Source organism: Desulfitobacterium elongatum (genome assembly GCF_055378975.1).
In genome coordinates, this window is record NZ_AP038772.1 from 435,710 (window position 1) to 455,994 (window position 20,285).

At 46.3% G+C, this 20,285-nt stretch carries 15 protein-coding genes; 14 read left to right on the forward strand and 1 reads right to left on the reverse strand.

Features of this window, described 5'->3' with window-relative positions; genetic code table 11:
• Positions 1 to 2 precede the first annotated feature (2 nt).
• From ACZ42W_RS01975 to ACZ42W_RS02000, 6 genes are all read left to right on the forward strand, one after another.
• Positions 3 to 989, forward strand: a complete 987-nt coding sequence (locus ACZ42W_RS01975; RefSeq protein ID WP_464168031.1) for an electron transfer flavoprotein subunit alpha/FixB family protein — start codon at positions 3 to 5, stop codon at positions 987 to 989.
• 181 nt (positions 990 to 1,170) lie between these two features.
• A complete protein-coding gene (locus tag ACZ42W_RS01980) occupies positions 1,171 to 1,797 on the forward strand; it encodes a TetR/AcrR family transcriptional regulator (protein WP_464168033.1) in 627 nt (208 codons plus the stop codon).
• A 194-nt stretch (positions 1,798 to 1,991) separates the two neighbouring features.
• Entirely contained in the window at positions 1,992 to 4,379 is a 2,388-nt protein-coding gene (locus ACZ42W_RS01985; RefSeq protein ID WP_464168035.1) for a 3-hydroxyacyl-CoA dehydrogenase/enoyl-CoA hydratase family protein, read from the forward strand.
• A 13-nt stretch (positions 4,380 to 4,392) separates the two neighbouring features.
• Positions 4,393 to 5,547, forward strand: a complete 1,155-nt coding sequence (locus ACZ42W_RS01990) for a thiolase family protein (protein ID WP_464168036.1) — start codon at positions 4,393 to 4,395, stop codon at positions 5,545 to 5,547.
• Between the two features lie 21 nt (positions 5,548 to 5,568).
• The gene (locus ACZ42W_RS01995; protein WP_464168039.1) at positions 5,569 to 7,338 is read left to right on the forward strand and encodes an acyl-CoA dehydrogenase family protein; all 1,770 of its coding nucleotides are present in this window, start codon (positions 5,569 to 5,571) and stop codon (positions 7,336 to 7,338) included.
• A 179-nt stretch (positions 7,339 to 7,517) separates the two neighbouring features.
• Positions 7,518 to 8,858, forward strand: a complete 1,341-nt coding sequence (locus tag ACZ42W_RS02000; protein WP_464168041.1) for an acetyl-CoA hydrolase/transferase family protein — start codon at positions 7,518 to 7,520, stop codon at positions 8,856 to 8,858.
• Positions 8,859 to 9,097: 239 nt separating this feature from the next.
• On the opposite strand, the gene ACZ42W_RS02005 is transcribed toward ACZ42W_RS02000, so the two are convergent.
• Positions 9,098 to 9,292: a hypothetical protein gene (locus ACZ42W_RS02005; RefSeq protein ID WP_464168043.1), complete on the reverse strand. Its 195-nt coding sequence runs from the start codon at positions 9,290 to 9,292 to the stop codon at positions 9,098 to 9,100.
• A gap of 150 nt (positions 9,293 to 9,442) precedes the next feature.
• On the opposite strand from ACZ42W_RS02005, the gene ACZ42W_RS02010 reads away from it, so the two are divergent.
• The 8 genes from ACZ42W_RS02010 (at position 9,443) to ACZ42W_RS02045 (ending at position 20,244) form a co-directional block, all read left to right on the forward strand.
• The gene (locus tag ACZ42W_RS02010; RefSeq protein ID WP_464170839.1) at positions 9,443 to 10,354 is read left to right on the forward strand and encodes an MBL fold metallo-hydrolase; all 912 of its coding nucleotides are present in this window, start codon (positions 9,443 to 9,445) and stop codon (positions 10,352 to 10,354) included.
• Positions 10,355 to 10,461: 107 nt separating this feature from the next.
• Complete coding sequence (locus tag ACZ42W_RS02015) at positions 10,462 to 10,773, forward strand: YmaF family protein (RefSeq protein ID WP_464168045.1); 312 nt, start codon at positions 10,462 to 10,464, stop codon at positions 10,771 to 10,773.
• Positions 10,774 to 11,075: 302 nt separating this feature from the next.
• On the forward strand, positions 11,076 to 12,308 hold the full coding sequence (locus ACZ42W_RS02020; RefSeq protein ID WP_464168047.1) for a DUF445 family protein: 1,233 nt from the start codon (positions 11,076 to 11,078) through the stop codon (positions 12,306 to 12,308).
• Between the two features lie 11 nt (positions 12,309 to 12,319).
• A complete protein-coding gene (locus tag ACZ42W_RS02025; protein ID WP_464168049.1) occupies positions 12,320 to 13,615 on the forward strand; it encodes a DUF445 domain-containing protein in 1,296 nt (431 codons plus the stop codon).
• A 386-nt stretch (positions 13,616 to 14,001) separates the two neighbouring features.
• A complete protein-coding gene (locus tag ACZ42W_RS02030) occupies positions 14,002 to 15,258 on the forward strand; it encodes a TolC family protein (RefSeq protein ID WP_464168051.1) in 1,257 nt (418 codons plus the stop codon).
• Positions 15,259 to 15,317: 59 nt separating this feature from the next.
• The gene (locus tag ACZ42W_RS02035; protein ID WP_464168053.1) at positions 15,318 to 15,896 is read left to right on the forward strand and encodes a TetR/AcrR family transcriptional regulator; all 579 of its coding nucleotides are present in this window, start codon (positions 15,318 to 15,320) and stop codon (positions 15,894 to 15,896) included.
• An 89-nt stretch (positions 15,897 to 15,985) separates the two neighbouring features.
• Positions 15,986 to 17,116: an efflux RND transporter periplasmic adaptor subunit gene (locus ACZ42W_RS02040; protein WP_464168055.1), complete on the forward strand. Its 1,131-nt coding sequence runs from the start codon at positions 15,986 to 15,988 to the stop codon at positions 17,114 to 17,116.
• The gene (locus tag ACZ42W_RS02045; protein WP_464168057.1) at positions 17,113 to 20,244 is read left to right on the forward strand and encodes an efflux RND transporter permease subunit; all 3,132 of its coding nucleotides are present in this window, start codon (positions 17,113 to 17,115) and stop codon (positions 20,242 to 20,244) included. The genes ACZ42W_RS02040 and ACZ42W_RS02045 overlap by 4 nt, the downstream gene beginning before the upstream one ends.
• Positions 20,245 to 20,285: the final 41 nt, after the last annotated feature.

The following is a 20,285-nucleotide window of genomic DNA, read 5'->3' on the forward strand; positions in this document are numbered from 1 at the left end:
GGATGCCCAAGGGAATTTTAATCGTACTTGAGCAGTACAACGGAGAGCTTCGCAAAGTCTCCTTAGAACTATTGAGTGAAGGGCGTCGTTTGGCCGACTCGTCTGGGGCCTCGGTCATCGGAGTATTACTCGGGCAAGGGGTGAAAAGTTTAGCTGCCACGGCTGTCTCCTATGGAGCGGATAAAGTCATCATTGTTGAGGATGCTGCACTGAAGGCTTACACGACCGGCGCGTACACCTCAGTTCTAAATCGACTTGTTCGGGAAGAAGATCCAGAACTCGTGCTCCTTGGCAATACCGCGATTGGAAGAGATCTAGCCCCACGTCTTGCTCAACGTCTAGGGGTAGGCTGCGCATCAGACTGTGTTGCTGTCGAGAAGGATTCGACCTACGGACTGCTCTTTAAGCGTCCAATTTATGGCGGAAAAGCGTTTTCTGAGGTCGCCACCGAAGCATTCCCGATCCTTGCGACGATTCGTCCTAATAGCTTTAGTGTGACCCCACCCAAGCCCGAACGACAAGCGGAGGTAGTAGAAATCTCGGCAGTGATCGATGCTTCTGATCTTAAAGCCATAGTCAAAGAAATGATTCTTCAGGCTTCCAGTCGTCCTGAGTTAACTGATGCTAATATTATCGTATCAGGCGGACGGGGGATCAAGAACGCAGAAAACTTCAAAATCTTAGAGGAGCTTGCTGACACTCTCGGTGCGGCAGTCGGTACATCTCGTGCAGCAGTCGATTCTGGGTATCGTGACTATAAATATCAGATAGGCCAGACGGGCAAGACGGTTTCTCCGACTCTCTATATCGCCTGTGGGATTTCTGGGGCGATACAGCACTTAGCAGGGATGGGTTCCTCTAAGGTGATTGTCGCGATCAACAAGGACCCGGAGGCCAATATCTTTACCGTTGCAGATTACGGTATCGTAGGAGATTTATTCGAGATTGTACCTCTGCTTACGGAAGAGTTTAAGAGAAAATTGGCGTAAATGAATAAGTCTAAAAGCAGAGTTAACAAGTGTAAATGTTGGAGGAGAGTTGACGAAAAGTTGACGTTTATGCGTTGAAAAAAGGGGGTGATCATGGAGAAATGAGGATAGCGTGCGTTGACAAGTTTGAGAAAAGAATGTCTAATATAAAGCAAAACGTAATAGTAAAGGATGACGTATTATGGCTAGTTCCCGTGAGGATAAGTATCAAAGAATTTTAGATGCGGCTGTTGAAGCATTTGCAGAAGTTGGATTTCATCCCTGTCAAGTCTCGAAGATCGCACGGATTGCAGGAGTGGCTGATGGGACGATTTATCTTTACTTTAAAAGTAAAGAGGAGATTCTGATTCGCCTCTTTGAGGAGCGAATGGGGGATTTCATCCAACTCATGCGGAGTGAACTTGATGCGTGTCGGGATACACGGATGTGTCTTAGAGCAATTATCAAAACGCATTTTGCCTATATGGAGAACAACCGCTCTTTAGCCATTGTCACCCAAGTTGAGTTAAGACAACCGAATTCAGACTTGCGCTCTGCTATTTCTGCTCCCCTGAAGGATTACTTCCGACTGCTTGAGGGGGTGATTCAAGAGGGAATCCAGAAGAAGGAAGTGAGTCCTTCTGTGAATGTCCGGATAGCACGGCAGATGATCTTCGGCACGATCGATGAGGCGACCACAGACTGGGTTTTGGCTCGCTCAGAACGGACCTTAAGTAAGGATACCGAAAGCATTTTAGAACTTTTCGCAGGGGCCTTGAGATTACCGGGGAATAGCAGCCCCCATGCCGCTCACGGCACCATCAGATGACGAAAAAGGTTATTTAAGATGAGGTGTAAACAAGGTACCTGTCTTCTTGTTTAAACCAAAGCAAGACTTTTTTTTGATTTCAGAAAACTGAATATTCATAATTTACAGACATATAATGAAGTGTTATTTCAAAGGAGAGTTTTGGAGTCTAAGCAGAGATGATCTGAGGGCTCTCAGAGAGAAGGAGGATGAACATGCCTATTCATAAGGTGGCGGTCTTAGGCTCAGGGGTCATGGGCAGCACAATTGCAGCTCATCTGGCCAATGCTGGAATCCCAAGTTTGCTCTTAGATATCGTCCCTCCGAGTCTATTGCCAGAGGAAGAGGTGGCAGGGCTAACCTTGGAATCCCATAAGGTACGAAATCGCATCGCAGAATCCAACAAGGCTAAACTTCTGAAAATGAACCCTGTCCCTCTCTTTGTTCCAGAATTCGCGGAACGCATTGAAGTGGGAAATTTTATAGATGATATGTCCCGTTTAAATGAGGTGGACTGGGTCTTAGAGGTCGTGGTTGAACGCCTTGATATTAAGGTTGATCTCTTTAAAAAGGTAGCAGCCTCTGTCCGCCCGGGAACAATTATTAGCTCAAATACATCGGGGATTTCTCTAAAGTCAATGGTGGAAGGCCTACCTGAGGAATTCACTCGTTCTTTCTTAGGTACACATTTCTTTAATCCCCCACGTTATATGAAGCTCTTTGAATTAATTCCAGGACCGAATACAGATCCAGAAGTTCTTAAGTACATGGCCGAGTTCGGGGAGCGCGTCCTTGGGAAAGGGGTCGTCTACGCGAAAGATACCCCGAATTTCATCGCCAACCGAATCGGAGTATTTGGGCTAGCAGCAACCCTCCAAGAAATGCATCGTACGGGTTTAACGATTGATGAGGTCGATGCACTCACAGGTCCTGTTATGGGACGCCCCAAATCCGCTTCCTTCCGTACCGTGGATATGGTAGGGCTCGATACCTTTGTCCATGTGGCGAACAACGTCGCGGACGGGGTTCCGGAAGAGAGAGATCTCTTTATTCTACCTGAATTCATTCAGGGCATGCTTCAAAATGGATGGCTAGGAGATAAGAGTAAGCAAGGTTTTTACAAAAAGGTAAAAACGGCACAAGGAAAAGACGTTCAAGTTCTTGACCCAAACACCATGACCTATGTGCCGAAGAAAAACGTCAAATTTCCCTCGCTCGAAAAAGCCAAGGCCGCTGGGAAGGCTTCAGAAAAACTTCGTGCTTTAGTGTGCGGGAAAGACCAGGGAGCACAATTTGCCTGGAATGTTCTAAAATCCATTCTCCTTTATGCAGCAAAGGTCGCGCCAGAAATTGCCGATGATATCACAGCCATCGATGAGGGGATGAAGCTTGGCTTCAACTGGGAGATGGGCCCGTTTGAAACGTGGGATCTCCTAGGGGTGAAATCAACGGCTGAGAGAATTGTCGCTGAAGGAGGTACACTCCCTGCTCTCGTAGAGAAGCTTCTAGCTGAAGGAAAAGAGCGATTCTATGAGAAAGCCGAAAATGGTTTTACCACCTATTATACAGTTGAAGGATACAAAGCAAAACCAGTAAGTCCATACTCTTACTCCTTGAAGCAAGCACATCAACAAGGGAAGAAAGTCTTTGGGAACTCCGGTGCAAGCCTTGTGGATATGGGGGACGGAGTGGCTTGCCTCGAATTCCATTCTCCCAATAATTCTGTGGGTGCAGATATTCTCAATATGATTCACAAGTCCCTAGAAGAAGTCGATAAAAACTATTTAGGACTTGTCATCGGCAATCAGGGGAAGAACTTCTGCGTGGGTGCAAACCTAATGCTCGTTCTACTCGAAGCAGAAGAGGAGAATTGGGATGAGCTTAACTTCATGATCCGAGAATTCCAAAGAGGAACCATGGCTTTGAAGTACGCGAAGAAGCCTGTCGTGGCAGCACCCTTTGGCATGACTTTAGGGGGAGGCGCAGAGATTTGCCTTCACTCGCATGCTATCCAAGCCTCTTCTGAGACATATATGGGACTAGTCGAACTTGGAGTGGGCCTCATCCCAGCTGGTGGCGGGACAAAGGAAATGGCGGTTCGGGCGATGGAAGGACTCCTACCTGGTGTAATTGCAGCACCTGATTACTTTTTCGCAAAGCGTTTCGAAGCCGTAGCGATGGCCCAAGTATCCACGAGTGCGGAGATGGCGAGGAATATTGGCTTTATGCGCGATCATGATCGTTACAGCATGAACTCCGATCATATCCTTCTCGATGCTAAAGCCCGTGTGATTGATCTGGCACGAAACTTCCGTCCGAACCTACCTAAGAAGGTAAAAACAGCAGGTTCTGGAGTAAGAGCAACTCTCGAGTTAGCTTTATACGGAATGAAGGAAGGACGCTACATCTCAGAATATGATGCCTACTTAGCGAAAAAACTCGCTTACGCCCTGACGGGTGGGGATCGCCCCGCAGGTAGTCTAGTGGAGGAGCAGGTTCTCCTTGACCTTGAGGTAGAAGCATTCCTAAGCCTTGCTGGGGAGCAGAAGACCCAAGATCGAATCCGCTACATGCTTACGAAAAATAAACCACTTAGGAATTAGGGGGTGAAGAGAAATGAAAGAAGCATTGATCATTGAAGCGAAACGTACCGCCGTCGGAAGAGCCATTAAAGGTTCCTTAGCCCAAATGCGCCCTGATGATCTTGGAGCATTTGTTATCCAAGATCTCTTGAAAGAGCTGCCGAACTTAAATCCTGCGGAAATCGATGACTGTGTGATTGGGTGTTCCTTCCCAGAAGGGGAGCAAGGAATGAATATGGCCCGTGTCATGGCTCTTCGTGCGGGACTTCCTCTTGATGTCCCCGGATTCACGATCAACCGATTCTGTTCCTCCGGGCTTCAGGCTATATCCTTAGCTGCAGATAAGATTCGACTCGGTGAAGCTGAGGTCATGCTTGCAGGCGGAGCGGAGAGTATGTCGGCTGTTCCGCTGGGGGGGAGTAAGCCTGCCCCGAATCCATACATGATGGAGCACGCGCCAGAAGTCTACCTATCCATGGGACTTACCGCAGAGAATGTAGCCCGAAAATACGAAGTGACCCGAGAGCAGCAAGATGAGTTCGCCGCACTGAGCCACCAAAAGGCGTGTGCTGCACAGTCAAGCGGCCATTTTAATGAAGAAATTGTCCCTATTCTTCTCTCAGTTGGAAGCAAGGAAGAAAAATGGTTTAGCCAAGATGAAGGGATTCGTGCAGATACCACGGCACAGACCTTAGCAAAACTCAAGCCCGCTTTTCTGAATGGCGGAACGGTTACGGCAGGGAATTCATCCCAGACCAGCGATGGAGCAGCAGCGACTCTCCTCATGTCGGAAGATAAAGTAAAGGAGCTTGGACTTAAGCCACTTGCGCTATGGCGAGGCTTCGCAGTCGCCGGAGTGGAACCCGAGCTCATGGGAATCGGACCGATTAAAGCAATCCCCAAGGTGCTCAAGCAAGTGGGACTAACCTTGGACCAGATTGACCTCTTTGAACTAAATGAAGCGTTTGCAGCTCAGGCTTTAGCCGTAGTAAAAACCTTAGGAATCGATCCTGCGAAAGTGAACCCGAACGGCGGAGCGATTGCTTTCGGACATCCACTCGGCTGTACTGGAGCCAAACTTACTGCCACCCTTCTGCATGAGATGAAACGACGCGGTCTGAAGTACGGGATGGTCACCATGTGCATTGGTGGCGGAATGGGAGCAGCGGGGGTTTATGAGTTACTTTGATATTAGAGAGGAGAAAAGACTATGGAATTAGCCCTTAAAGGCGGCGGCTTTTTGCTAGCCGAAGTAACACCAGAGCAGGTCTTTGTACCGGAGGAATTGAACGAGGAACATTTGCAACTTAAAAAGATGGCGCACAACTTCGTTGAGAAAGAGATTGCTCCCAAAATTGAAGAGCTCGAGGAGCAAGAAGACGGTCTTATGCGTAGCTTTATGCGTCAGGCGGGTGAACTTGGACTTCTCGGATTGGAAGTCCCCGAGGAGTTCGGCGGCTTAAGCATGGATAAGTATGCAACTGTTGTCGTGGGAGAAGAAGTCCCTCGCGGCGCTTCGTTTGCTGTAGCTTTTGCAGCGCATACAGGAATCGGAACCCTCCCTATTGTTTACTTTGGAACTCCGGAGCAAAAGGAGAAGTACCTTCCTGGGCTTGCCAATGGGGAGAATATTGCAGCCTATTGCCTGACCGAGCCAGGTGCGGGTTCAGATGCGCTTGGGGCAAAGTCGACTGCAGTTCTGAATGCGGAAGGAACGCATTATATCATCAATGGAACCAAGCAGTTTATCACGAATGCAGGCTTTGCTGATGTCTTCCTCGTCTACGCCAAGGTGGACGGCAAGCTCACAAACTTCATCGTCGAGCGCGAAATGCCTGGAGTTTCGTTAGGACCTGAAGAGAAGAAAATGGGGATTAAGGGTTCGTCTACCTGTCAGGTGATTTTAGAGGATGTCAAGGTTCCGATCGAGAATGTCGTGGGAGAAGTAGGACGTGGTCACGTTGTAGCTTTCAACATTCTAAATGTCGGACGCTTTAAGCTCGCTGCAGCAGCCCTCGGAAGTGCTCAGCTCGCTCTAGAAGTAACTCTAAAATATGCCGAAGAGCGCAAGCAATTCGGCGCACCCTTAAGTTCCTTTGGTGCAATCCAAGCAAAGATCGCAGAAGTCGCTACCCATTCCTATCTGGCGGAGAGTGTAGTTTATCGTACGGCAGGACTTATGGAAGAAGGTTTTAACGGGCTGGATCTTACCGGAGACTGTCGTAAGGAAGCCGGTAAAGCACTCGAAGAGTACGCGATTGAATGTTCCCTTAATAAAGTATTGGCCTCAGAAGTTCTTGATCTCTCCGTTGATGAGGGCGTCCAGATTCACGGTGGCTATGGCTTTATTAAAGAGTACCCGATCGAGCACATGTATCGGGATTCCCGAATTAACCGTCTCTTTGAAGGAACGAATGAGATTAACCGCTTACTCGTTCCCGGTACGCTTTTGAAACGCGCGATGACCGGAGAGCTTCCTCTTCTTGTTGCTGCGAAGGCTGTCAGCAAAGACCTTCTTTCTGGTGGGTTAGGATCCGTCGAAGAAGGATTAGCTGGTCTTGCCCAAATGACCCAGAAGGCGAAAAAGCTTTTCCTCATGGCTGCTGGCCTTGCCGCTCAAAACTTAGGAAATGATCTTAAAGATAACCAATATGTTCTTATGGGTCTCGCTGAAATGGTTCTCCAGATCTATACCATGGAGAGTGGAGTCCTCCGTGCCCAAAAGGTTCAGGAAATGGACGTTTCGGAGGAGCATAAGGCCTTTGTCGAGAAGGCTGCGACCCTGGGTGCCTTTGGAGCAATGAATATCCTCGAGCAACACGCGAAGGAAGTCCTCTGTGCAGCAGAGAAAGGGGATTCCTTAAGCACCGTCCTTGCAGGGATGCGTAAGCTTGTGCGTCGTCCCAATGTCGACATGATTGGTCTGCGTCAAGAGATTGCGAGCCTGGTGATACAGAAAGGGAAATATCCAGTGAGGTAAAATTCCACTTGAAGTCAGCTTCCAAGTCTTAAAGAATTTTGTTTGACACCCGTTCACTCTTGCATCACAAAATCCTATGGTAGTCTGTTAAGTTTCAAGAGTACCTAGATAAAGAAAAAGAGGAGAGGGTTGTTAAGGGGTAGAGGGGCGTAAATTCAAGAAGACGGGGAGGAAAAACCATGTCTCATTGGGTAGGAGAATACCAAAAAAAATTAGCGACTCCGGAAAAAGCGGTGAGCGTCGTCAAGAGCGGAGACTGGATCATTTATTCTTACGCAGCCAATACATTGCCAGTATTGGATATGGCCTTAGCAAAGCGGGCCGCTGAGCTTCAGGACATTCAGCTTTTAGCGGGAGTTTCGATGCGCCCACATGCTGTCATTAAAGCGGATCCTAGGGGAGAACATTTTACTTGGGATTGTGTACACTTCAGTGCCATTGATCGGAAGTACTATGAAATGGGCCGAGCATTTTATGTTCCCTTGAGATATTCGGAAGTCCCACGGTATATCTTAGAGAACATCCATCGGGTAGACATTCTCATGGTCCAAGTGAGTCCCATGGATAAACACGGAAACTTCAATCTCGGTCCGACGATTTCTCATTATCGGGCAGCTGCGGATAAAGCGAAGACGATTATCGTCGAAGTCAATGAAGATATGCCGATTGCCCATGGGGGATATGGAAACTACCTCCACATCTCAGAGATTGATTACATCGTTGAGGGTGGGCATACGGGTATGCCACAAATTCCGCTGACTGAACCCGGTGAAGTCGATCAACAGATTGCTCAATATGTCGTGGAAGATCTGCGGGATGGGGATTGCATCCAACTTGGTATCGGTACGATGCCAAATGCCTTAGGTACACTGATTGCAAGCTCTGACCTTAAGGATCTTGGCGTGCATACGGAGATGCTCGTAGATAGCTATGTGGACATGTTTGAAGCGGGACGGATTTCCGGACGTAAAAAGCAGATCGACCGTGGGCGGATGGTTTACACCTTTGCTGGGGGCACTCAAAAACTCTATGACTTTATCGATAATAACCCCCAAGTCGCTGGTTACCCTGTGGATTATACGAATGATCGGACCATCGCGAGTAAGAATGATAACTTAGTTTCAATCAATAATGCACTTGAAATCGACTTATCTGGCCAGGTCTGTTCGGAAACAATTGGCCCACGTATGATCAGTGGTGCGGGCGGACAACTCGATTTTGTCGATGCTGCCTATAACTCCAAAGGTGGGCGTAGCTTTATTTGTATTGAGTCTACCTTTACAGATTCTGATGGAAAAAAACACTCTCGAATCCGGCCCCTTTTGACAGAGGGTGCGGTAGTTACGGATACGCGTCCGATGGTTCAGTATGTCGTGACTGAATTCGGCAAGGCCAACCTAAAGGGGCTTACCACCTGGCAGCGTGCAGAAAGATTGATCAGTCTCGCTCATCCGGATTTTCGGGAGGAGCTAATCAAAGAAGCACAAAAACTCAATATATGGCGAAGAAACAACAAATAATTACCCCCAACTCGGAGGGAACTTTGAAGTCCTTCACCATACCACCTATCTCAAGGAACTCCTGCTGAAGGGACAGCTTAGGATAGGGAAGTAAAGATAACGTATCATGATTCGTGTTACCTTGGGCACTATAATAGCTACTATATAATAAAGAGACGGCCATGTGATTCATGGCCGTCTACGAGTCTTCGAAAGCATGTTAACTAATGTGGTGTAATCCTCATGTCAGATCATCAGGATCAAACTCCTGCACACTCATCGCAAACTGTGGAAAAAACTTCACCGTCCTTGCCAGAGTAACTGATGGTTTTCTGGCAACGCGAACAGACGACTTGAAAAGGATGGGAAATCGGAACCGAAATCTTAGGTTGGGTTAGTGTGGCTTGCGATTGTGTGGACTGAGCAAGTGGGGTTGTAGATGAATGAGTATTCATAGAGAAGTCTCCTTTTGTGAGGATGTAAATCTCCTTACAGTTTACTATATGTTATAATGAGTTACAAATGAATACTTATTCATTTTGAGAAAGTCTAATATAAAAACGTAGAGGGGAAGCTGGAGTAATTACGGAGGAGAGATAAGAGTGATGGAATTAAGAGAAATTGGTCCAGATATTTTCTTACTTAAGATTTCTGTCCCGCTGAATGTCGCAAGTGTTAATCTATATATTTTTCGAGGTGAGGTTCCGACACTGCTCGATGCAGGAACAAATACACCGGCAGTCTATGAGGATATTCAGGCTGGGTTAAAGCAACTGGGAATTAAGCATCTGGACCAAGTCATTGCCACACATTGGCATGTGGATCATGCTGGAGGAACGGATAGTTTGGCCCAAGAGGGGGCTCGCATCCTAATCGGAGCTCGGGACTATGAAGAGTGGTCAGGTTTTGCGCGTGGAGAGACGTTTGATATGTTCCAGCAATGGGCGGAGCTCGAGTGGGGAGTACCCCGAGATGAGCTTTCAACCATGTTCAAAGTTTATGATCGACTAAGGTTCCTTGCTTCTTTGCCGGATGAGGTGGAGAAAATAGGGGCGGGGGAGGTTTTAAGAGCAGGAAATACAAGTCTCAAAGCGATTTTCACTCCAGGACATACTGCAGGGCACCTCTCCTTTTATGAGGAGGAGAATAGTCTCCTTTTCTCAGGCGATATGCTTTTACCCGATCAGGTTTCTTACCCAGGAATTTGGTTAGATAGTGGACAGGTGGTAAGTGGCTTACCGAGCTATATGAATAGCTTGGATGTCTTAGAAGGGCTAGGACCTAAAGAGTATTTTCCTGCCCATGGAGTGCCACAGGGCAAGACCGTAGCCCGGTGTCAGGAAGTACGTGCTCAAATCCTCAAGCAAGTTGAACGATTTACTCCTCAAGCAACGGTTTACGAGGGGGCACTCCAGTTAAGCAAGGGAAAGATTAACCCTGGGGTTATGTTTATCCAGCTTCATTATGTTTATGGTTGGGAGAAGCTTAAGAAAATCATGGGAAGCTATAAAAGGTGAACAGTTAGATATAGTGATACTATGAGTATTTAAGGAATTTTGATCGTGCCAAATAATAGAGTCATGCGAACGCCTTCCTCATATAATGAGTAGAAGGAGGGAGGCAAATGACGAATCAAGGGTTCCTTAGTCATAACCATGGTAGCGTAACTCATACTTCCTGTGATGATCGACACTCCCATCAATGTCTGGATATTACGGGCCCAGCGATACTCACGCCTGAAGGAGGGCATGTTCATCACTCCGAGAGCTGGGTGATGTATGAACAGGGGCATTCTCATTATTACACGTCGACCTCTGGCCCGGCACTTCAGATCGTGGGCGGTCAACACGTTCATAATTGGGATTTTTACACGAGCTATGATGCAGGACATCGACACCATGTGAGTGGGCCAGATATGCCAGCACCGAGTATCTAAGTATTTCAGGAAAGAGCGTAGAGTAATGGGAAGTATCGATTCGAAAAAATATGACTTAAACAAGATTGAGTCTGAAGAAGCAGGGCGCTCTCAGTAGTTTACTGGAAGGCCCTTTTTGTTTTCAATAGGTTAAGGGATAAGAAAATGGCGAGATAGGAAAGACATCTATTGTGAACCAAGGATAGTAAAAACTACAGTTTCGAGAGAACAAGTGGTATACTTAAAAGAACTGCAACCCCGCTGAACGTGGGTTTGTCGTTAGTAATACCTTAAATTAATTTTGATAATGTTAGGTGAGAGATATGAGTAGCGGAATACATACAAAAAAAGGAACCTATCGTAAGGCCAATGGGGCTTTGGGACTTTCAGCCTTGGGCCTACTTATGGCCTATCCCTTCCAAGGGGTTTTCTGGGGAGGGCTCTTGACGAGCGGGTGTTCAGCAGCTTTAGTCGGAGGACTAGCGGATTGGTTTGCCGTCAATGCCCTGTTTCGTCGCCCGCTGGGGATCAGGCCCGGGAAGATCTTTCGGACTGAGATTATTCCACGGAACAGGGAGCGAATTTATAGCGCACTTACCGATATGGTGCAAAATGAGCTTTTATCCCAAGAAGCGTTGAAAAACAAGCTTCAGACCTATGACTTTTCTGCGCCCGTGCTTAAGTTATGGGAAGCGGAAGGCCGACAAGGCTTTGAAGCCCCCTTGACTCATTTATTGCAGCAGGTCCTGCCGAATCTTCAACTCGGTGTGGAAGGTTTGGAAAAAGAGTGGGAGTACGTCTTAGGGGATGAGAAGTTTCTCCATGAGAACTTAACTCCGTTTGTGGGGAATCTCCTCAAGCAGGTTTTAGAGAGTGTCGAGGGAAGAAACGCGATTGAAGCGGTGATGAGATATTTAAGAGTTTGGGCACAAAGCCCAGAGGTTCATAATTGGCTCGTTCGTTGGTTAGAAAAATCAATCACACGTTATGTCAATGAGAATCCTTCACGTAAATTCCTCACGATGTTCTTACCAGAACCCTCTGTCTTGGGAAGTAAACTTCAAGACCAAATCGAAGACTACCTTCTGCTCTCAGCTCGGAATGAAGTGCCTGCTTGGCTTAAGAAGAAAGTGGACGAGCTTTGTTCAACGAATTCAGCTTCCCTTTCAGAGGTCATAGATAGGTTTCTCGAGTATGGTAGGAAGAGCCTACATAACGTTCTATCCCAGACCTTTGAAGCACCTGAGAGTGCCTTGAAAATAAGTCAGCTTCTTCTTAACCAAGGTGAAGCTTGGGTTGCAAAACTAAAGGAAAGTCCAGAGGAACGCCTAAAGTTCAATGCCCAAGTGCAAGCTCTGCTCCTTCCACTGATTGAGAAGCAGCATGGACGAATCGGGAAGATCGTTCAAGAAGGTCTCGAACGATACTCGGATGAGATGCTCGTTGAGCTCATCGAATCAAAAACGGGAGAAGATCTGCAGATGATTCGGATTAACGGTTCTGTGGTCGGAGGTCTGGCTGGTATGCTTATCTATCTCGTGAATTGGCTTTTGTAGGGGGGATATTCATGAATTACCGTCGTAAAGCAAATATGGTACTTGGGAGTGTCTTCCTGATTTTCGTGGTTGCAGCTGGGTTAAGGCATTTCTGGCCCTCTCATCAAGGTATTTACTTCTTTTTCTTTGTCAGTGAGGCATCACTGGTCGGGGGAATTGCTGACTGGTTTGCCGTCACAGCACTGTTTCGTAAGCCCTTGGGTTGGCCTTATCATACCGCGCTGATATCGAGGAACCGAGATAAGATGATTGAGGGAATCACCGGGATGGTGCAGAATGAGCTTCTCAGTGAAGCACTCCTCCGTAACAAGATTGAGGGCTTTCATCTAACCCCCTGGCTGATTCGTCATGTCGAGAAAGCGGGAGGCGCTCATTTTCTTTCTGAAAAGTTGGTTCAGATCCTCAGAGATAGGCTCAGCGAGGGTTCAGCCCCCAAGGCTACCTCAGAGCTAGAGCGTAGGATTAAGGGGAAAGTTATCGATTCTGGTATTGCGAAGCTGCTCTTAGCAGGAGCGAGTAATCTTTTCGAAAAAAAGGAGTTTCAGCATTGGCTGGATGAGAGAATTGAAGAGGGCTTAGTACTTGCAGCACAGCCTAAAGTAAGGGACAAGCTCCTACAGTCCTTAGGACAGATTCAGCAAGAACAAGTCGGTAATGGCGGCGGGATGCTTCAGAAAACCTTACTCGGAATTTTTCAGGTAACGGATGGACTTAATCTTGATGAAGCCGCAGATTCTCTACAAGTAGAGCTTATTTTACATCTAAGAGAGTTGCAGAATCCCCATCATCCGCTCCGTGGACGTCTGAAAGAGATCTTCAGAGAGCGGTTCCGTAATTGGGAGGAGGACGCAGATACCCTCAATGCAATAGAACTTTGGAAAAATACCCTCATGCTTGAGACGAAACTTGATGACGTGCTTCTTCCCGTAGTGGAACAAATTCTATCCTCACTGCAAGAAGGGAAACTCCCCTCGGGTCAAGGATTATCCGATTTCCTCGAGCCGATTTTAGTTAAGTGGTGGTCTGAGTTTAAAGAAGATACTCAAATCCAAAGCATACTCGACAAGCTCTCCCAAGATCTTTTGCTACGAGCAGTTCAGAGTGAACATGCAGTGATCGGGCAAATTGTTCGGGAGACTTTGGAGGGACTTGACGATGAGGGACTGAACCACTTTATTGAGGACAAAGCAGGAAACGATCTTCAGTGGATTCGCATTAACGGCTCACTCGTCGGAGGAATGGTCGGGGCCGTGCTATTCGTTTTACTCAATTATGGGTATACACCGCTTTTGGGGGTTTTGAGGTAGAAAATCTTCGATTATGCAATAGAATCACAAGAAGTGCAATTAAACATATGAAAGAGCAAAGGACTTCACAGCAGTGGGTCCTTTTTGTTTTCTTATGATGCTATAAATTGAAGTGAACAGAGTCTGCAAAATTGATCATTGACTCAGGAAACACTACGGTGTATATATATAATATAAACCGACCGAACGGTCAGTTCTGTAAAAGAGCACGATTGTCTTACGGCAAATTCTTCATGATGAAAGGGAAGGGATAGAGTTCGAGAGAAAATTCAAAAACGTAATGAAACTTTTGGAGATTCATGACGTATAAGTTTTGGATAGCACATATGTATTTGAGAAAGGTTCAAGAGATGTTTATTCCATACAAATTAAGGGGGAGAGCTTTTATGAAAAAGACAATATCAACGATGCTGATAGGTAGCATGCTTTTATTGCCGATTCCAGTTTTTGCGACGGACGAAGATGAGGTGCTTCACAAGCTTGATTTTGAAAAGATTTCGGAGGAGATTGAAGATCGTAGTCCAGCCGTTAAAGTCTATTATAATTCGATTGAAGTGGTGGAAGAAACCTTTGATGATCAGGAATATGAGATAGAAAAATCGATAAATGATGCCATCGAGAAAGTTAATAAGCAAATTGAATTTTATCAGACTGTACAGATTCCAAAGTATCAACAATTAATTGTAGATGATCCAGCCAATGCTGGCTTATATCAGCATTACATTGATATTTACAAATGGAATATCGTAAATTTGCAAACCCCTGTTCCATCTGATTCTTCAGGTTCCGATGACTTGTTAGATAATCTCGATGACTTAAGGAGTCTCAACACTACTAAAGTAAGAATCAGTGCACAAATGGGTCGTGAAGGTGAAGTTTATAAGACTGAAAAGTTCTTTTTAGCGTATAAGTCTCTCGAAGATCAATTAAATGAAATGAAGGCACAAAAGGTATTACTAGAGAAGAATCTTGATATCCTAAAATTACAACAAAGCTTGGGATTAGTCACGCAGGTAAATGTAGCATCGATGGAACCGACCCTAAAGACGCTTAACACCGGGATTATAACCATGACTAAATCGCTTGAGGATATTAAAGGGAGTATCAACCTAGCATTAGGGCAAGAGTATGATACCTCATTGGAATTGGGGGCTCTTCCAAGCATCGACTGGACAAAGATTCGTGTGATGGATTATGACGAAGATTATGAGACAGCTTTGCATAATAACTATAATATTAGGTTAAAACAGATGGATTATGCGCTCAAAGATGAGGAAGCCGACCAGGCTACCAACAGCCATAAGGAAGATAAAGCCGAAATCGAACGGGATAACGCCGAAATCCAACTTGATGATCTAAAAATGAAATTGGCTCTAACTTTTGATAAGACTTATCGGTCAGTTAAAGATGCTCAAACGACTTTGGACAATGAGTGGTATGGATTTTCTACAAAGCAAACGGAGTGGAATCAGGCACAACTAAAATATAATTTGGGCCTAATGTCGAAGATCGATTGGGAAACTGCAAGAAATACTTATGATACTGCTTATTCAAAATATAGAACAGCACAACAGGCTCTTACTGAAGCCTATCTAACATATGATTGGTTGGTAAAAGGAATGGAATTTACTACCGGAGCCTAAGTGGAGTTTCTGCAGGAAAAATAAACCTTGAGTTAAGTGTAAAATCGGAGGTAAACTCATTGGCAACAAAAGGAGATAAGCGCATTGACATATTTAACGCTGCTGTCAAAGTAATCTCAGAAGCTGGCTTTGAAGGAGCGAAAATCGAGGATATCGCTAAAGAAGCGGGTATCGGCAAAGGGACAGTTTATGAGTATTTCGAAAGTAAGAACACTTTGTTCTTAGAGCTCATTCATTACAGTGTGGATCAATACCTTGAAGGGATTACCAAGGCACTTGCTGAGGGAGATAATATGCTAGCAAAAATACGCAACTTATCTTCCTTCTGTGCTGAATTTTTGAGCAAGTATTTAGCGATTGCAAATTCCTCAATGTCCTGTATGTCCCTTCCAGAGGATATGAGAGCAAAAATGGTGAAAGACTGGGGCCTTATCCAAAAAACTATAGAAGACGAGGTTCGTAACGCAATTCGAACCTCTGAACTCAGGGCTAACATTGATCCTGAGATGGCCACTGCGGTAATCACCGGAGGACTCAAACAGTACATTACAAAGAAAATCTTCATGGATAGAGTAAGCCTTGAGGAGATTAACCATGATGGCATCGCCAAGGTAATTCTTACCGGTCTAGTAAGGTAGGGCATTAGTCTTGTGTACGCAAGGCACGGTAAAAAGTAAAAGTAAAAGTTGTTAAAAAGGGCCCGGCCCTTGATGGAGGAGTTAAATTAATGAGACAACGGTTTCGTATACTAGCTGGTACTTTAGTAATCGGCTTAGTCCTTCTCAGTTCTGGTTGTAGTGCGAAGAATACTGCAGCTGTGACTGAAGAAAAATACTTCCCGGTAGAAGTTAGCCCTGTTGCTGCGCAGACCTTGGTTGAGACCACTGCTTTCAGTGGGAAGGTGATCTCAGATCAGGAAGTTTCCCTTGTGCCTAAGATGCCGGGCAAAGTTACAGCTGTCAATGTGAAAGTAGGGGATAAGGTTCAGGCTGGAACAGTGCTCATTACCCTAGACACGACAGATTTACAGAAGTCAATCGATATGGCATCGATTGGGGTTCGAACCGCTGAGACCAATTATCTTCGCACGAAGGAGCAGATTGACCTAGCCAAGGCGAACTTAGAACGCCAAAAGCAGCTCTATAATGCTGGAGCAATCTCTAAAGTACAGCTAGAAACAGCAGAGAGCCAAGCTTCTGAGAAGCCTCTCGAACTTGCTCAGATTCAGTGGGATCAGGCTAAGGTTAGCTTGGATCAGGCCCGAGATTCACTAAATAACATGGTAGTAACCACGCCTGTCGAAGGAACGGTCTCTGCAGTCAATGTGAAATATGGAGAGATGGCCTCTAGTGCTATGGCTGCGGTGATCATCACTAAGCTTGATGCGCTAAACATCTCCTTAAGTGTGCCAGAGAATATCGTGAATTCACTTAAAGTAGGGCAAGAGGCTAAAGTCGTAGTCACCTCTGCGGGAGATAAAGAAATTAAGGGTAAAGTCCTAAATATCGCGCCCTCTTCAGATTCCCGCACTCAACTCTATGCGGTAAAAATAGCGATTGAGAACGAAAACGGCGTAATTAAGCCAGGAATGTTTGCCAAAGTAGAGATTCCTACACAGACCAAAGCGAATGTTCTTACTGTAAAGAGTGAGGCGTTGGTGCTTAAGAACGGTCAAAATACAATTTTTGTCGTTGAGGACGATCGTGCAGTAGCTAAAGAAGTCGTACCAGGGCTCGATACAGGAGCTGAAGTAGAAATCGTAAGTGGGTTAAAAGTTGGAGATAAAGTGATTATCAAGGGGCAAACCCTCGTGGAGCAAGGGAGTAAAGTCAAGGTGGTAGGGGGTAGCGCATCTTGAAATTAGCCGAGGTTTCCGTCAAACGCCCTGTGACGATTATCATGGTGGTACTCATTGTCATCCTTTTAGGAACGATTTCTATGACGCGTCTACCGATTGACCTCTTTCCAAAGTTTGAGCTCCCGATAGCAGTAGTCGTGACTCAGTACACAGGAGTAGGTCCGCAAGAAATCGAGAAGCTCATCACCAACCCGGTTGAAGGGGCAATAGCTACAGTTGAAAATATCGACACTGTAACCTCCACAACCACTGAAGGAAGCTCGACAGTTATCGCTTCCTTTAAGACGGGTACGGATATGAACTTCGCGACCCTGCAGATGCGGGAAAAAATCGATATGATCAAGCGTATGTTTCCGAGCGAAGTCACTTCCCCGATGGTATTAAAAATTGACCCTTCCATGATGCCAATCATGCAGCTTACTTTAACAGCGAAGAATGCTGACCTTGCAGAATTGCAGGCGATTGCAGAAGATAAGGTAAAGCCTCAGCTTGAACGGGTCAAGGGGGCAGCCTCTGTCACAGTCAGTGGTGGTTATCTCAATGAGATCGAAATTAAGACTCATCAGGAGAAAATGCAGGGGTATGGTCTTAGCATTAGTACCCTAGCGGGGATTCTCGCAGCGGAGAACCTCAACGCTCCGGGGGGTCAAGTTCAAAAGGGAAATCAAGACTTAACCATCCGTACTACGGGCGAATTCCAATCTGTTGCTGAAATCAAAGAACTTCTCATCCCGCTTTCTACAGGTGGGCAAGTGCGACTCAAGGATATTGCGGATGTAGAGCTAGGACATACAGATCTCACTGCGATTTCACGTACAAACGGGACACAAAGTATCAGTATCGCTGTACAGAAGCAGTCCGGAACAAATACCGTAGCTGTAGCAGACGATATTACTCAGGCAGTCGAGGAATTGAAGGTAGAATACCCGGATCTCATCTTCGATACCGTTATGGACCAATCCGTTTACATTAAGCAGACGATTAACACCGTGTTCAGGGAAGCCTTGCTCGGAGGTTTTCTGGCTATAGTCATTCTCTTTATCTTTTTCCATAATTTACGCACGACGTTTATTACTGCCACAGCGATTCCAATCGCCGTTATGGCGACCTTAGCTACTCTCTACTTCATGGGCATCTCCATTAATATGATGACCTTAGGTGGATTGTCTCTTGCTATGGGACGTCTCGTCGATGATAACATCGTGGCCCTCGAAAATATCTATCGCTATCGAAAGTCGGGGTATTCGAAAGTTGAAGCAGCAATCAAAGGAGTCTCTGAGGTGGGAATGGCCATCACGGCATCAACCCTTACCACCGTCGCAGTATTCCTACCTATTGTCTTCGTCCAGGGATTGACCGCAACCCTCTTTCGGGAGCTTGCGCTAACAGTAAGTATCTCCTTGGGTGCTTCCCTCTTAGTTTCCCTGACCTTGGTTCCTACCTTATCTGCGAAAATTATGAAGGCAGAGGAAATTCCTGTAGGTCGCAAAGGGTTAAAAGGAGCTTTTGATAGTTTCGGTCGAGGTTTTGATCGCATGTTTTCGCGTGTCGAGGGAGGCTATAAGCGTTTTCTCCATTATGCCCTCGGACATCGAAAGACAGTAGTTGGGGTTTCTGTTCTCATTTTTCTCCTTTCAGGGGCATCCCTTTTCACCCTGGGAGCGGAGTTTATGCCAGCAGCAGATTCTGGTCAGCTTACTGCCTCTGTGAAACTACCAGATGGCGCAAAACTCAAGGATACAGATGCTGTGATTACTGAGATTGAAAAAAAACTCGAAGAGATAAAAGAAGTCAAGACGGTCTTCACACAAGTAGGAGGGTCAGGAGGCTTCTCTATGCAGAGCAGTTCCGCCAACAGCGGTTCGGTCTCATTGCAGTTGGTGCCTTTGGCTGAGCGTGAACGTACTATCGGTCAAGTCGCTGATGAACTCCGTGCCCTGACCAAAGACATCCCAGGTGCTGAAATCAAGATTAGCGTGACAGACAATATGTCTATGGGAACCACAAACCCTATCGACATCACGATTAAGGGAGACGAACTGGATCAATTGAAGCAGATCGGTAATGATCTCAAGGAAATGGTCACCTCAGTTGAAGGTACACGGGAAGTAAAAACAAGCATGAGTGAAGGCGTACCGGAGGTCCAGATCCAGATCAACCGTCAAAAGGCATCACAATTTGGGCTCACTGCAGCCCAGATTTCTCAAGCTGTTAAAGGAACGATCTCTGGCACTACTTCCACTCGCTATCGCTATGAAGGTAAGGAAATCAACGTCGTTCTGACAGGGGATGATACCTTTAAGAGATCAATCTCTAACTTAGAACAGACCCCGATTTCTACCCCGCTTGGCATCAGCGTTCCTCTTAGCCAAGTAGCAGAAGTGAAGCTTGATCGCGGTCCGACTGCTATTGAACGTTCAGGACAAACCCGTGTGGTGCATATCACAAGTCAGATCATGAATCGTGACCTTGCAAGCATCACCAAAGACATACAGAGTCAACTGGCTTCTTATCAGATGCCAGAAGGGTATAGTTATGAGATGGGTGGACAGGATAAGGAACTTCAAGAATCCTTCCAAGACCTTGGCATGGCCTTAATCCTCGCTATCCTCCTCGTCTACATGATTCTTGCTTCTCAGTTCGAATCGCTAATCCATCCCTTTACCATCATTCTCTCGCTTCCCATGGGCTTCTCCGGCGGAATGCTCGGGCTCTTCATCACCCGAAGCACCATCAGCGTTCCCGCCTTTATTGGGCTCATTCTCCTCATCGGTATCGTAGTCAGTAACGCCATCGTACTTGTTGATTACATTAATAAACGCCGAGAGCGAGGGGAAGGGCGTGAAGACGCCATCGAGAATGCAGGCCCGATTCGCCTACGCCCAATCCTCATGACCACTCTAGCAACAATCCTGGGTCTCATCCCCATGGGACTGGGCATTGGAGAAGGGTCTGAGACCATGGCTCCTATGGCCGTCGTCGTTATCTTTGGACTTTTGCTCTCCACTGTCTCAACCTTGCTCCTCGTACCTGTTATCTACACGATCAATGAGGATATAAGAGATCGCTTTAGAAGGAAGAAAAAAGGGAAGATGGTTACAACACCAAATGTGACCACACAAGCATAAGAGAAGGCGGACTTTCCCAAAATTGATTGGGAAAGCCCGCC